This window comes from Paenibacillus sp. 8b26 (genome assembly GCF_050626875.1).
Classification (GTDB): domain Bacteria; phylum Bacillota; class Bacilli; order Paenibacillales; family Paenibacillaceae; genus Paenibacillus.
This window is the reverse complement of the sequence record NZ_CP192445.1, coordinates 3,429,781-3,443,331: the sequence shown is the minus strand read 5'-3', so window position 1 is coordinate 3,443,331 and position 13,551 is coordinate 3,429,781. Positions and strand designations below refer to the sequence as shown.

Below are 13,551 nucleotides of genomic sequence, written 5' to 3'. Positions count from 1 at the left end.
GAGTAAACCCATGAATCAAGCCATTGAAGCCAGTTATAACGAAGCGAAAAAGCTGTATGCCCGCCACGGTATTCAGGTGGATGACGTTTTACGGAAGCTTTCAGAGATCAAAATATCATTACACTGCTGGCAGGGAGATGATGTTCAGGGGTTCCTGTTCAAAGACAAACAGCTTAGCGGAGGCATTGCGGTAACAGGCAGCTACCCGGGCAGAGCAGGTACACCGGATGAATTGCGCCAGGATCTAGAGAAGGCCCTGTCGCTCATTCCAGGTCAACACAAGGTCAATCTGCACGCGATCTATGCGGATACCACAGAACAAGTGGATCTGGATCAATTGGAGCCGCGCCATTTTCAGAACTGGGTAGACTGGGCCAAACAGCAGGGATTGGGGCTTGATTTTAACCCCACCTTGTTTTCCCATCCCAAAGCGGAAGACGGCTTCACGCTGAGCCACAAGGACCCGGAAATTCGCAATTTCTGGATCACACACTGCAAAAAATCACGCAGGATTGCGGAACATTTTGGAAAAGAGCTCGGTCAGCCATGTGTTACAAACCACTGGATGCCGGATGGTTACAAGGATACCCCCGTTGACCGCTTGGCTCCAAGAGAACGCCTGCGGGATGCTCTGGATGAGATTTTCAGCGAAAAAATCAGTGAAGAATACAACATAGACGCGGTTGAAAGCAAGCTGTTCGGCATCGGTTCGGAAAGCTATGTCGTCGGATCGCATGAGTTCTATATGGGCTACGCGCTGACACGGGGTAAATCCATTTGTCTCGATTCCGGTCACTTTCATCCGACCGAAGTCATTTCGAATAAACTGTCTTCCGTGCTGATGTTCACCGATCAATTATTGCTCCATGTCAGCAGACCCGTCCGTTGGGACAGCGATCATGTGGTGACCATGGACGACGAATTACTCGACATTGCCCGTGAGCTGGTTCGCGGAGATTTGCTTTCCCGAACACATATCGGCCTTGATTTCTTTGACGGCAGCATTAATCATGTGGCTGCATGGGTCATCGGAACACGCAACACGATCAAAGCGCTGCTTCGCGCTATGCTGGAACCGATTGAAGCATTGAAGCAGGCGGAAGAGGAACGGGACTTTACCACTCGTCTTGCCCTGGTCGAAGAGTTTAAATCGTATCCGTTCGGGGCCATCTGGGATTACTACTGCGCTCAAAACGGTGTCCCCGTCCGTGAAGAATGGCTGGCCGAAGTTAAAAACTATGAACAACAGGAACTGCTAAAACGGTAATTACCGCATGTATACGCTTGTATGTTTAAATCATCCAAAGGGAGAGATCATCCATGACTACTGTACTGGAGAATCAAAAAGAACGAAAATCGGGACTGGATATCCCATTTGTTCGCGAGATGGCGGAAATTACGCAAAACATGTGGAAATTCGGCTGGGATGAGCGTAACGGAGGGAATGTCAGTTATATTCTGGATGAAGCAGAGGTAGCCAAATATCTTGATATCCATCATGTTATTCGTACGATCAAACCTGCTTTTCCTGTGAATGAACTGGCAGGCAAATATTTTATTGTCACTGGATCAGGTAAATATTTTAAAAACGTAATCTCTGATCCGGAAGCCAATTTAGGTGTCCTTCGTGTCTCGCAGGATGGCGAGCAATTGGAAGTCTTGTGGGGCCTCAAGCATGACGCGGTACCTACCAGCGAACTGCCGTCTCATTTTATGAGCCATATCGAACGATTGAAGGTGGATCCTAACCATCGTGTTGTGATCCATAATCATGCCACCCACGTCATTGCCATGACCTTCATTCATAGTCTGGACGAAAACCAGTTTACCAAAACACTGTGGGAAATGTGTACCGAATGTATTGTCGTCTTCCCAGACGGGATCGGCGTAATCCCTTGGATGGTACCGGGCTCCAGCGAAATCGGCCGCGAAACGGCCAAAAAAATGAAAGATCATCACGCCGTATTATGGCCTCATCACGGTATTTTCGGAACAGGCAGCTCCATTGATGAAGCATTTGGCCTGATTGAAACGATTGAAAAAGCGGCGCAAATTTATATGCTCATTGCACAGCATGATATCCAGCAGCGGATTACGGATCAGGAATTGGCGGATCTGGCTAAAGCCTTTAACGTTACTCCAAAAGAAGGAATCCTGAACGTATAAACATAGGCTGAACTCATGCCCTGTTTTCGTTACCTATTTTTTTAATTCATGACGGTTGCTTGGATTCGGAAGCTTCACGAATAGCCCGATCCGTCAACTGATTCAGGACAGCGTCCTCCATCGGCGGGTTATGCAGACCGAAGCGCACATTACGGTACATCAGTTGTAGCGGATGGGACAGCGACAGGCTGTGTACCCCGACAATTTTCATCGCCAGATCCACTACAGACAAAGCTGTTTGCACAGCAAACACCTTGGCTGCGCCGAGATCCGGGTTCGCCTGCTCGGGAGGCACCGTGGCATTCGGCTGCCAACGCGCAGCTACGCCATATAACAGGTGCCGGGCGGCTGTCAGCTCCAGCTCGATCTGTCCGAGCTTTTGCCGGATATGCGGCAATTCGATGATCGGGTGCGACAAGCTGTTCGGCTGATAGCTGGAAGCAAATTGAATCGCCTCCTGACGCGCAGCCAGTGCGATCCCCAAATAGACAGCCGGAATATTGAGCAAAAAGAAGCCGGGCTTCGCGTTTTTGCGGAATGGCTGCCGCTGGTGTACCCTTGCGTGCTCGGGAAGCTGTACATCCTTCAGCACAAGATCATGACTGGCTGTCGCCCGCATTCCCATCGTGTTCCAGGTCGGGTTAATGGATACCCCCGGTGCTTCCTTCGGAATCAGGAACTCCGATACGCCTCCGGTTTCTGTATCCGAGGCAGACACGATGAAGTAGTCCAGCGCGGTCGAAAGAGACGTGAACGCCTTGGTCCCGTTGAGGACAAAGCCCTGTTCTGTCCGTTCTGCCAAGGTCTGGGGCTTGCCCCCACGAGTCGGGCTTCCAGTGCCAATCTCCGAATCGGCACGGTTCACCAGCGCCCCCCGTTCGACTACTTCACGGCATAACGCAGCGTATTGTTCCTTCTGCCAAGGACGATCCTCGGACAAGCCGAACAGGATAATATGATGCCAGCCCAAAGCCAACGCCATCGCAGCGTCAACCTGAACAATTCTTTCCTGGTATAACAAAAATTCAGTCAGGGATGCCCCCTGCCCTCCATATTCGCGGGGAACGGAGAGCGTATGATATCCGATTTCCTTTAGATCGTGAAGCAGGCTTACGTTAAGCTCGTTCGTTTCGTCCGCCTTACGTGCCGTCTCGTGATGGCGCTCCACAATGGTTCCAATCAGCTTTAGCTTGTCCACTTGCTCTTTTGTTGTAGCGAATCCGTATTCTAATAAAGACAATGAAGCCCCTCCTTTTGCCTAGAAGCTTATCCAATATAGCCTAAATAAGATATTCCATAGAGATTATCATTTAATAGTATCAAGCTTTCAAACGGTGCGTCTATGTCAATTTGTGATCTACTTTCCTTAGCATGTGATCAAATTGACAAAAAAACAGCACCCTCCGGAAATGGTTTTGATTTGATAACCCCAAATTCCAATGAATTAACTTGTAATTATCCATTCCTTTATATACAATAAAATCAAAATCCCCTTATCTCCACCAAAGGAGAGGTGACATGTTGTGAAAAGAGTAAAGAACGAAGATCACTTCGACATCGTGGAAGACCATTATTTCACAGCTACTGAACTGGAAAAATCCAGCGCGATATGGCCAGTCAGGCTCGGTATGGATATTTCCAAGACCAGCTGTCATGTCGGCCCCAAGGCTGTGCCTTATTTCTATTTAATTTTTGTGCTTGACGGTCAGGCTGAGTTTATTTATAAGCAAAAGAAATATCATGTGCAGAAGTCTGACCTATTCTGCTTCTTCCCACATCTTGCACATGAATACTACACGGATCAGGAGAACCCGTTACAAAAGGTATGGATTGCTTTTGAGGGACCCAAATCTCTTGCTTTACTGGAGCGAATCGGGATTAAACCCTGTACGCCTTTTTTGGCCAATGCAGTAAGCGAGGAAGTCACTGGACTCATCTCGAATTTGTTTTCCATTGTAAATGACAGCAGCAGACGTGACAGCGATCTCGCGCGTCTTATTACACTGCACCAGATTTTCGAGGAGCTGTCCCGCAACACATCGGACACGCTGCGCAACTATGTATGCTCTGACTATTGGCTACAACAGGGGAAAGATTACATTGATATGCACTATTGTGACCGCATTACGATTGAACAGATTGCCGAGCATGTAGGCGTGGATCGCGCGCATTTTTCACGCAAATTCCATTCCACCTTCCTGATTTCCCCCGCCAAGTATTTGCAAAACCTCAAGATCGATGAGGCCAAAAGATTGCTGGAGCAAACGACTTACAATTTGTCGATCATTGCCCAGTCCATCGGCTACACGGATATGTCCACTTTTTCCAAGGCATTCAAGAAAACGGCTGGAATTCCGCCGCGTGAGCATCGGTTCCGGCATCAAGCCCGGCAAGAGTTCCGTACCGCCAACGCTTAATGCACAGTACCGTATGGCGTAGGTTCCATCACTCTTTACCACCCTGTTATTTAGCACAAAAAAGATAGCACGAGTACGCTGGCATGGAGTGCAGTAGCGATACAGGAGAGCCACCGTATACGGTGGCTCTCCTTTTTTTATGACCTGATCCTAATTCCTACTTGGTTCTCAGACCTTTCAACGTTATAATAGGCATCAAACCAACAGGAAAGGTACGTGAAACGAATGCTGCGATTCAATGCGATACGTACGGGCTATCTGCTGGGCATCTCACTGGTACTGGCCGCGATTATTTATTTTTTCGCCTCCAATTGGGGTGGACTGGATCGGACGGTCAAAATTGTGCTGGCTGCTGCGCTTATCGTTCTGTTCTATGGCTTGTCCTTTGTATTTGCACGTATACGCGCTATTCCCGGTCAGCAAGCCTTTCTGTCGAATATATTTCTGGTGGCTGGCTGTATAGCCTTTGGCATTTCCGTGGCGTTGCTTGGTCAAATATACAATTCCCACGCGGACAGTTACGGGTTGTTCTTGATTTGGTCGGTTCCGGCTCTGCTGTTAAGCTGGATTACACGCTACAATCCTTTTTATATACTGTCCTATGTATTAATTCATCTCGGTTTGTGGCTTTATTTTTACCCTACGATGCAAAGTACGTCTTATAGCGAACTGGGATCGTTGTCCATCGCCGGAGTGTTCGCACTGGTCAATCTGGTGTTGTTTCTATTGACGTTCCTTCATCGTATACATTCTGGACCGCTGAAATATATGAGCTTTATCGTTCTCCATATAGCCGTGCTGACGATGACTAACTCTTTTGCATTGGATGAATATGGTCTCGTTATGAACATACCATGTATCGCTGTAATCGCTATTGGATTTTATGTGTTTACCAAGGTCCGACTGAGTAAAACGCTGCTCACCTTGAATGCATTGGCGACCTCCGCTTTTGCTGTCTTTAAATTTATTGAGCTGGCGGAAGCGTACTCTTCATCGCTGTTCTTTGTCTTTGGGTTGATTTTTGTGGCGCTGCTGTTGACGGGTAATGTATGGTTTTTCCGTTATTTGAATCGTTTGGGGAAAACACCGCCGGAAGCTGAGGAAATATCCAACGAGAACAAAGGGGATAGCGCAAAATCCGATACGGAGACAACGGGCATCAGTACATCAAAGACTGAGACAATCGTTCCCGAAGAACGTAGCAGTGAATGGATCAGCAAAACCGTATCCCGCGTGATCAAAGTGGTTGGAGTGCTGATTGGAAGTATATCCCTGATCGGACTGATTAACATTAGCACGAATGTAAACCACACCGAATATGTACTGTTGGGTGTATCGTTGCTGCTTATGATTTCGATGATTGTCATTCCGGAATCCAAGCTGGATTCTGTAATACGTTATACCCTGTTGACGATCAGTTATATTACAGGCTGGGTAGCCATTTTATGGTCAGATATGACGTTGCTTTCGGTATTATTTCTGATCGTTTCCATCGTCGGATGGTTTCGCTCCAAAGGGAAAAGGCAACTCTTTTTTACCTATACCTTTGTAAACCTGAATTTGGCGACCATTCTATTTCAGCAGTTTCAGGAGTGGGATTCTTGGAACTGGTCCTTTGAGTACATTATCCTTTCTCTTTTCTTGGTCAATGCTGTGCTGTATGCAGCAAGTTATTTTATACCCAAGACGGCATCGCGGAAACACCTTCGGGATAGCTCCTTATTTTTCAGCCTGCTGTTTATGTTGTGGACGACCTTTTTCGAGGATGTCATTCCACACTCTTATGTGCTGATTAACATTCTTTATTTTGTTATCGTTACAGGCATGGTCTTTGCCTTCATCCGACTAAAACAAAGATCGGAGGCCATCACAAGCGTAGCGTTCTGGTTTATTTTTATTGGCTTCAAGTACTATGATTTGTTGTGGACGCTACTGTATAAGTCCTTTACGCTGGCACTGCTGGGTGTCATTGTACTCGGAATTGCGTGGTGGGCAGATCGGCGGATGGCCCATAGCGGCAAGACAGCGTTTGATGCCGACCACCGCAGCTTTAGCTTCATGCGCTTAAGCCCGCTGCTGATCGCTGTAGTTATCGTCCTACAGCTCGGTGTGATCGGCTATCAGACCGTGAGAAGTGAAAGCCTGCTTGCCACAGGCGCTTCCATCAAGCTCAAACTAGCCCCTGTAGACCCTCGCTCTCTGTTACAAGGCGATTATGTCATGCTGAATTACGATATCTCTACCCCTTTTTCGCAGGACAATTGGAATCAGGGCAAGGTTAAAGTCGTGCTTGCACCGAATAGCCAAGGAGTATACACCGTTGATCGACTGTATCAGGATGGTGACAAGCTTGCCAATCATGAGGTTATTCTAAATGGAAAATGGAATGGTTCACGTATTCAGTACGGTATTGAGAATTATTTCATCCCTGAGGGAACCGGACGTAATGTTGAACAGAACGCTCATTATGCCTACATTCGGGTAAGCCAGAACGGGGATGCGTTGCTGGAACGGCTGTCAGACAGCTAACCGGAGATCATGCAGCACATCGTACCCAATGGGGTCTTATCCTGCTGTTGTACGTCACGCCTGCATGATGCGAAGACCCAGTCGTCATTACAAAAACAGGCTGAACCAAGCCCCTCCATTACTGGAGAGTCACTTGGTCCAGCCTGTTTACTTTTACAATACAGTGGAAGGACGTCCCTTATGAATTACCTTCTTCATCCTTCGTTCAGCCCCGCCTATGCGTCTCTCGACCAATTCGCAATCCCTTGGATATCCTCCGGCTGAGTCCGGCAACAACCACCAATCAGACGGGCTCCTGCTTCATACCATTGGCGAGCACTCTGCCCGAACGTCTCCGTACAACTCGTACCGTGCCATGTCTTGGTAACCGGGTCATATTCCTCCCCCAGATTGGGATATACCACCACAGGCTTATCCGTATAACTGCGCATTTCGTGGATGAGCGATGGAATGTACTGCGGCAAAGTACAATTAATACCTACAGCAGCCACTTGCTCATGTTCATCCAGCCATTCGGCGCACGCGGCGGCAGACTCCCCATTGCTGATGTGCTGCCCATCCTTTGCACTAAAGCTGATCCAGGCATACGTACCGGGAAATTCCTTTAGCAATCGCACGATGGCCTTGGCTTCGACCAGACATGGTATTGTTTCACAGGCCAAAATGTCCGCGCCTGCCTCAATGAGAGCCTTCATTCGCGGCCTGTGGAACTCCACTAGCTGTTCCTCGCTCAGCGTATAATCACCGCGATATTCTGAACCATCCGCCAAAAACGCCCCGTAAGGGCCGACGGAGGCCGCGACCAGCGGTTTAGGACGATGCTGTTGTTTTGCACCAGTCGTCATGTCTGCCCAAAATTCATCCCGTGCCTGTACGGCAATCCGTACTGAGGACTGAATCAACTCCAACGCTTCATTTTCGCTCAAGCCCCGTTTGGCATAGCCTTCAACGGTAGCTTGATAGCTCGCAGTGATCGCGCAGTCTGCACCCGCTTCAAAATAGTCTCTATGCACACGCTTGATAGACTCCGGGTGCTCATGAAGTATTTTAGCCGACCATAAGCTGTCGTTCAGATCATGCCCGTGACGCTCCAGCTCCGTAGCCATTGCGCCATCCAGCACGATCAGCGGAAATTCGTCCAGTATATGTTGTATCGGATTCATAGGGTTCCTCCTGCTCGTCTTTTCTATTTAACCCACTAATCAAGTTGGGTTTAATTTTTTATATTATAGCATGTATGTTGATGAGTACCTCTCATTTGCCCATCTGATGTAATGTATAAATTTTTTAAATTAGTTTCATAAGTTAAATTAATTAGATATTGTTCTTTTTTTCACAAAGTCATTTTACTATAAAAGTGCAAACCAACCACTTTGGCCAAAAGATCAGGGAATTGCATAGTCACATTTGTGAAAAAAGGTACAAGAGAGGGTTTTATCTATGTCTTTACTACAAATGATTACATCGACCTTAACAGATAATAATATTCTCAGTTCCATCGCTTCCACCGTTTTTATTATCCTTCTCGGTTTCTTTTGCCGCAAGAAGGGGATTTTTACAGCACAAGTAGGAAAGCTGCTGTCCAAGGTTGTTTTAACCGTGGCTTTACCAGCGCTAGCCTTTAATTCTTTCATGCAGGATATTAATCCTACAATATTAGAGCAAGGCATGAATGTTTTAATATGGGGAATTTTAATTTATATTATTCTCATTTTTATTTCAAAACCTTTCTTCCTGAGCTACAACAAGGATAAACAGGATGTTCTGCGGGTATTAACTATTTTCGGTTCTACTACTTTTTTCGGAATTCCAATTGTTGCGGCAATCTATGGTCCTACCGGAGTTATGTACAGTTCCATTTTTAACATAGGCTACCGCATTTTCTTATACTCCTATGGCTATATCAAAATGAGCGGCTTAAAAATGGAGCTTAAAAATCTCAAAACCATGTTTTTAAATCCGATCGTTATCGCCACTTTTCTAGGCTTGTTTGTTTGGTTGTTTCAGGGTTATTTGCCACAGATGAGCGTAGCTACTGAGGATGGGGCCATTCAGCAATTCGCTTTTCTAAGAATTGATCAAACCGCTGTCTGGTTGTTCAAGCCCATGACCTACCTTGCTGGGCTAGCTTCACCATTAGCCTGGTTATCGATTGGTTCTACATTGGGTGAGATCAGCTTCAAGTCGGCAGCTACTGACAAGACCTCTTGGTATTACAGCATAGTTAAGGTTTGGCTTGTACCTATTGTTAACATCGTTTTGCTGGCTTTGTTAACTGTATCTCATATTCTGTCGGTCGATACTGTCGCTTTATCTACTATTGTCATTATGATGGCTACTCCTACAGCTACCGTAGCCGCAGCCTATGCCATCAGCTTCGATAAGGAAGCCATATTGACTTCCAATGCATCGCTTCTATCAACTATAACTTCTGTCGTCATGATTCCAGTTTGGATTATTACGCTAAATATCATTGATAAAATTGGCATTTTCTAAATCAGGGGGAAAACAACATGTTAAAAATAATTTGCTATGGTGTCCGTTCTTATGAGCAACCATATTTCCATGACCTCAATAAATATAACTTTCAACTAACGCTGGTAGAAGAACTGTTAACTTCCAGCAATGCAGAATTGGCGCAGCATCACGATGCCGTTTTGTTAAGAGGAAACTGTGCTGCGAATCGAGAGAATCTCACGAAATTCAAGGATTACGGCATTCAATATGTTTTCACCAGAACGGTCGGAATCAACCACATTGATTTAGATGCCTGCAGCGAATTCGGGATGAAGGTCGCACGTGTGCCATCATATTCTCCGAATGCCATTGCGGAGCTCTCCTTAACTCTGGCCATGATGCTGTTCCGTCACACGGCTTATATGACTGCCAAAAGCTCGTTCAAAAATTTTATTGTGGACGAGCATACATTCAGCAAAGAGATCCATAACTGTAAAGTTGGGATTATTGGGGTCGGTCGCATTGGTCTGACGGAAGCCAAATTGTTTAAAGGATTAGGAGCATCCGTTATTGGCTATGATGTGTACCAATCCGACGCAGCCAAGGAAGTCATTCCATTCACAACTTTAGATGAGCTATTGGCAGAGAGTGATATCGTCAGTGTGCATGTTCCTTATCTGCCGGGACAGAACGACAAAATGATTAACGCCAGCTTTTTAGAAAAAATGAAAAAGGGATCTATTCTAATTAATACTTCACGCGGAGAATTACAAGATAACCAAGCCATTTTGGACGCTTTGCTCAGCAACCATCTGGAAGGCTTCGCTACGGATGTCTTCCCTAAAGAAGATGAATTATTTTTCAGAGCATTTGATCCATGGCAAATGCTCCCGGATCCAACGATCCAGAAGCTTGTGGAGCTGTATCCAAGAGTTTTGGTGACGCCTCATGCTGGCTCGAATACCGTTACGGCGTTATCCAACATGATTGAAACCAGCTACGACAACTTCCATGATATACTTACAACCCAAACTTCGGACAATCTGGTCCCACTCCCTGTTCTTTCTATGAAATAATTAGGAAGCTCGGCATTATCGTTTCACAAAAAAGAACCGCTATTTCCAGAATTACAATGGAAATAGCGGTTCTTTTAAATTAGGATTCACCTGATAGAGCATTAGCGGCCTTCCAACCTTGTGGTATTCTATCGATTCAATCAAGAAGCCATCGTCCACCAGGAACTGAATATATTTTTTCACCGTAATACGGGACAAATCCACTTCTCTGGCTAAGGTTTCGACCGAAAATTGACCATCCAGCTCTTGGATGTTCTTCAGTATCGTGGTCATGGTCAGTTTGGACAGGTTTTTGGAAAGATTTTTGGATAGGTTTCCAGGAGATCCTTTCTTCTCCATACCCGTATGCTCATCTTTATTAAAATAATGATCAATGGCAGCTTGATTAATTCCGTTCCCTTCCTCCATCACCGTGGCCAGACGCTGGATTTTCTCAACAGCCAACTTAAAGCGTTCGAATGTAAAGGGTTTAATTAAATAGTCTGCAACTCCATAAAAAACAGCTTCCTTCACCGTTTGAATGTCTTTTGCAGCCGTAATTAAAATAACCGACGCATGATACTGATGCTCCTGGATATGTGATAATAAAGTTAATCCACTTTTTCCAGGTAAATAAACGTCCAGCAATACCAGATCCGGTGTCCATTTTTGAAGACAATCCTGTGCTTTCTTGACAGTATCTGCCTTACATACAACATCCAAATTGTCCATGCGCTCAATAAACTGTTGATTTAGCTCAGCAACCATGGGATCATCCTCAACAATCAGAACCTTCATTCATTTGTCACCTCCAATGTACAGGGCAACTCTACATATATACTTGTTCCCAGGCCCGGCTGGCTGTCAATCTCAATGATTCCCTGATGGTTATCCACCATGGTTTTAACCAGATTCAAGCCGTAGCCTCTATCTTCTCCTTTGGTTGAGAAACCATGCTCGAATATTCTTTTTTGCATTTCAAAATCAATCCCCATACCATTATCTTTCACTTTCAGAATGAATACATTTCCCTCACACTCATAGTTTAATTTCAACTCAATTCTACCAGGTTGTTTTTTTTGTAAAATCGAGTCTATGGCGTTGTCAAAAAAATTGCCCAGTATGTGTATGACATTATGAACGATGTCCTGCATCTCCACATTAGAGACATTCGAGCTTTCTTCAAGAAGAACCGAAATATTCTGTTCGCGTGCTTCGTTGATTTTACCCATAATAAAACCTGCTAATGCTGGAACTTTAATTCTCTCGGTCAGAAAGCCTACCTCATTTTGATACCGGTGATTTAGCTGCTGAATATACTGACTGACCTCTGCATATTGCCTCATCTCAATCAGTCCGGATATGACGTGCATTTTGTTCATAAATTCATGGGTCTGTCCGCGAAGTGAGTTAATATAATATTTTGTACCACTTAACTGGTTACTAAGATGAATCATCTCGGATTGGTCTCGCAGCGTTGCAACTGCTCCAAAAAACTCATTTTCAATATACATAGGGGTTATTGTCGCAATGACTTCTATACCATTCACATAAAATGAGCGATCCTTGATCTTCTTCTTGTCATCAAACACTCTTTTGAAGAGCACATTATAAAAGTTGGTATCGACCTGCTCGCCAATCGGGGCTTCCATGTCCTGGTTCGCCAGTTGATACTTGGCCTGAGCTTCTTTGTTCATGAGTATAATTTTCTTGTCAGCCGAAATGGCTATAATTCCTTCAGCGACCTCATCTTCAATAATTTCTTTTTCACGTAATCGTGCTGCTATCTCTTGCGGCTCAAGCCCGAATAAAATCGTTTTGATTTTTTGAGCCAGGAAGATGGCACCCAGAATTCCACTAAAGAGCCCAAGCATCAGTCCTCCAAAAATGGTATACTGCGCCTGCATCAAATCATAATTTAGAGTTCTCATGGTCAGTCCCACACATACAATGCCAATGACCTCATTCTGTTTATTAAATATCGGCGCAAAATATCGGTAGCCTGAGCCCAAAATACCTATATTCTCAGAAAAATGCCCCTGACCGGACAGCGTTCTTCTGGCATCATTCAAATCAGAGAACGGTTTGCCAATCATCGTTGCATCTGGATGGGATAGCCGAATTAAATCGCGGTTCAGAATGACAACAAAATCCACATTAACATTATTCATTACTCTAAGCGAATAGTCCTGAATCTGCTTCACAGGAACTCCCTGCTCGACATTTCGAATGACATCGCTGTCACTTGCAATGACCTTGGCAATACCCGAAAGTTTTTCCTTCGTATTATCAAAATGCTTGTTAATCACGAAATTACGAATGAGAAGCAAGGAAATAATTAAGGAAATAATGATAGCTAAAACAACCAAAATAATAATCATGAACTGTAGCGAAACTTTGAATTGTCGTCTCGGTTTCGACTTGCGTTTGAACCACAACCCCATCACCTTGCTTCTTTTTTCAAGCTCTCCATTGGGAAGAAGAGCATGTCTTTTACTCCTATAATCCCTTGATATTCGACACCGTTTGACAAATTCCTTCTTAATCTGCAAGCTCTAAAAACCTCACAACGACAACAAACGTAGCCTCTATCTGAAATAAGACAATATGCTGAATAAGGAAGGATCAATTCTCCATAATAAGGACGTATACCTAACGAAATGGAGGACATCGGATGATTGACAATCTCGAGAGTAATTACAACTGCGCCAATGCAGGGCAGGATCTTCATCAGCTCAAGCAGGAACTCGTTGCGCTTCAGGAACAAGGTGTTAGCGACCAAGCTTCCAAGGAAGCCATTCATCAGCTGGAAAACCAAATTTCGTTCATCTTGAACAAGTGCGATATTAACCACTAGTTAAGCTTGGCTGTTTCGGTACAATAAAATACAAAACCGGCTTGCCCTGGAAGACAAGCCGGTTTTGTAT

General features: G+C 45.1%; 11 protein-coding genes. 7 read left to right on the top strand and 4 right to left on the bottom strand.

From position 1 onward, the window contains the following. Positions 1–10 precede the first annotated feature (10 nt). Entirely contained in the window at positions 11–1,267 is a 1,257-nt protein-coding gene (gene rhaA, locus ACQ4MX_RS15895; protein ID WP_431085861.1) for an L-rhamnose isomerase, read from the top strand. Between the two features lie 53 nt (positions 1,268–1,320). Beyond that, positions 1,321–2,166, top strand: a complete 846-nt coding sequence (rhaD, locus tag ACQ4MX_RS15890) for a rhamnulose-1-phosphate aldolase (RefSeq protein WP_431085860.1) — start codon at positions 1,321–1,323, stop codon at positions 2,164–2,166. Between the two features lie 46 nt (positions 2,167–2,212). Here rhaD and ACQ4MX_RS15885 read toward each other — a convergent pair whose 3' ends face one another. Next, complete coding sequence (locus ACQ4MX_RS15885) at positions 2,213–3,406, bottom strand: acyl-CoA dehydrogenase family protein (protein WP_431085858.1); 1,194 nt, start codon at positions 3,404–3,406, stop codon at positions 2,213–2,215. Positions 3,407–3,689: 283 nt separating this feature from the next. Between ACQ4MX_RS15885 and ACQ4MX_RS15880 the strand changes: the two genes are divergently transcribed. Then, positions 3,690–4,583, top strand: a complete 894-nt coding sequence (locus tag ACQ4MX_RS15880; RefSeq protein ID WP_431085857.1) for a helix-turn-helix domain-containing protein — start codon at positions 3,690–3,692, stop codon at positions 4,581–4,583. Between the two features lie 225 nt (positions 4,584–4,808). Continuing rightward, positions 4,809–7,112, top strand: a complete 2,304-nt coding sequence (locus ACQ4MX_RS15875) for a GDYXXLXY domain-containing protein (RefSeq protein ID WP_431091351.1) — start codon at positions 4,809–4,811, stop codon at positions 7,110–7,112. Between the two features lie 215 nt (positions 7,113–7,327). On the opposite strand, the gene mmuM is transcribed toward ACQ4MX_RS15875, so the two are convergent. Next, positions 7,328–8,275, bottom strand: a complete 948-nt coding sequence (gene mmuM, locus ACQ4MX_RS15870; protein WP_431085856.1) for a homocysteine S-methyltransferase — start codon at positions 8,273–8,275, stop codon at positions 7,328–7,330. Between the two features lie 277 nt (positions 8,276–8,552). Here mmuM and ACQ4MX_RS15865 point away from each other — a divergent pair, with 277 nt between their 5' ends. Both ACQ4MX_RS15865 and ACQ4MX_RS15860 read left to right on the top strand, forming a co-directional pair. Then, the gene (locus ACQ4MX_RS15865; RefSeq protein WP_044646415.1) at positions 8,553–9,608 is read left to right on the top strand and encodes an AEC family transporter; all 1,056 of its coding nucleotides are present in this window, start codon (positions 8,553–8,555) and stop codon (positions 9,606–9,608) included. 17 nt (positions 9,609–9,625) lie between these two features. Further along, positions 9,626–10,645: a 2-hydroxyacid dehydrogenase gene (locus tag ACQ4MX_RS15860; RefSeq protein WP_431085854.1), complete on the top strand. Its 1,020-nt coding sequence runs from the start codon at positions 9,626–9,628 to the stop codon at positions 10,643–10,645. 51 nt (positions 10,646–10,696) lie between these two features. Here the strand turns inward: ACQ4MX_RS15860 and ACQ4MX_RS15855 are convergent, their stop codons facing one another. Continuing rightward, the gene (locus tag ACQ4MX_RS15855; RefSeq protein ID WP_431085853.1) at positions 10,697–11,422 is read right to left on the bottom strand and encodes a response regulator; all 726 of its coding nucleotides are present in this window, start codon (positions 11,420–11,422) and stop codon (positions 10,697–10,699) included. After that, the gene (locus ACQ4MX_RS15850) at positions 11,419–13,068 is read right to left on the bottom strand and encodes an ATP-binding protein (protein WP_044646412.1); all 1,650 of its coding nucleotides are present in this window, start codon (positions 13,066–13,068) and stop codon (positions 11,419–11,421) included. The genes ACQ4MX_RS15855 and ACQ4MX_RS15850 overlap by 4 nt, the downstream gene beginning before the upstream one ends. A 230-nt stretch (positions 13,069–13,298) precedes the next feature. On the opposite strand from ACQ4MX_RS15850, the gene ACQ4MX_RS15845 reads away from it, so the two are divergent. Further along, on the top strand, positions 13,299–13,481 hold the full coding sequence (locus ACQ4MX_RS15845; protein WP_431085851.1) for a DUF2524 domain-containing protein: 183 nt from the start codon (positions 13,299–13,301) through the stop codon (positions 13,479–13,481). Positions 13,482–13,551 lie beyond the last annotated feature (70 nt).